At 53.7% G+C, this 1,645-nt stretch carries 1 rRNA gene; it reads right to left on the bottom strand.

The window, feature by feature from the left end:
• Positions 1-69: 69 nt before the first annotated feature.
• A 16S ribosomal RNA gene (locus tag ACTWPF_RS19015) occupies positions 70-1,633 on the bottom strand.
• Between the last annotated feature and the right edge of the window lie 12 nt (positions 1,634-1,645).

Below are 1,645 nucleotides of genomic sequence, written 5' to 3'. Positions count from 1 at the left end.
AAACAACTAGTATGTCCTTACCGGAAGATTCTCCGAAGAGAATCCTCGGCGTTCCGATTCTATCCTTAGAAAGGAGGTGATCCAGCCGCACCTTCCGATACGGCTACCTTGTTACGACTTCACCCCAATCATTGGTCCCACCTTCGGCGGCTGGCTCCAAAAGGTTACCTCACCGACTTCGGGTGTTACCAACTCTCGTGGTGTGACGGGCGGTGTGTACAAGGCCCGGGAACGTATTCACCGCGGCATGCTGATCCGCGATTACTAGCGATTCCGGCTTCATGCAGGCGAGTTGCAGCCTGCAATCCGAACTGAGAATGGTTTTATGGGATTTGCTTGACCTCGCGGTTTTGCTTCCCTTTGTTCCATCCATTGTAGCACGTGTGTAGCCCAGGTCATAAGGGGCATGATGATTTGACGTCATCCCCACCTTCCTCCGGTTTGTCACCGGCAGTCACCTTAGAGTGCCCAACTAAATGCTGGCAACTAAGATCAAGGGTTGCGCTCGTTGCGGGACTTAACCCAACATCTCACGACACGAGCTGACGACAACCATGCACCACCTGTCACTCTGTCCCCGAAGGGAACTTCCTATCTCTAGGAATGGCAGAGGATGTCAAGACCTGGTAAGGTTCTTCGCGTTGCTTCGAATTAAACCACATGCTCCACCGCTTGTGCGGGCCCCCGTCAATTCTTTTGAGTTTCAGCCTTGCGGCCGTACTCCCCAGGCGGAGTGCTTAATGCGTTAACTTCAGCACTAAGGGGCGGAAACCCCCTAACACCTAGCACTCATCGTTTACGGCGTGGACTACCAGGGTATCTAATCCTGTTCGCTCCCCACGCTTTCGCTCCTCAGCGTCAGTTACAGACCAGAGAGTCGCCTTCGCCACTGGTGTTCCTCCACATCTCTACGCATTTCACCGCTACACGTGGAATTCCACTCTCCTCTTCTGTACTCAAGTCCTCCAGTTTCCAATGACCGTTCGCGGTTGAGCCGCGAGATTTCACATCAGACTTAAAGGACCGCCTGCGAGCGCTTTACGCCCAATAATTCCGGACAACGCTTGCCACCTACGTATTACCGCGGCTGCTGGCACGTAGTTAGCCGTGGCTTTCTGGTTAGGTACCGTCAAGGTACGATCAGTTACTATCGTACTTGTTCTTCCCTAACAACAGAGTTTTACGATCCGAAAACCTTCATCACTCACGCGGCGTTGCTCCGTCAGACTTTCGTCCATTGCGGAAGATTCCCTACTGCTGCCTCCCGTAGGAGTCTGGGCCGTGTCTCAGTCCCAGTGTGGCCGATCACCCTCTCAGGTCGGCTACGCATCGTCGCCTTGGTGAGCCGTTACCTCACCAACTAGCTAATGCGCCGCGGGCCCATCTGTAAGTGACAGCCGAAGCCGCCTTTCAACTTTCCTTTATGCAAAAGAAAGTATTATCCGGTATTAGCCCCGGTTTCCCGGGGTTATCCCAGTCTTACAGGCAGGTTGCCCACGTGTTACTCACCCGTCCGCCGCTCATTCCACAAGCGTCACCCCCGAAGGGGATCAACTTGCTTCCTGCGCTCGACTTGCATGTATTAGGCACGCCGCCAGCGTTCGTCCTGAGCCAAGATCAAACTCTCCAAAAAAGTTTGTATCAT

The organism is Oceanobacillus sp. M65 (assembly GCF_052246275.1).
In the GTDB taxonomy this organism is placed as follows: Bacteria; Bacillota; Bacilli; order Bacillales; family Amphibacillaceae; genus Oceanobacillus_B; species Oceanobacillus_B jordanicus.
Note: the sequence above shows the minus strand (reverse complement) of the source record. Positions and strands in the feature narration are given on the sequence as shown.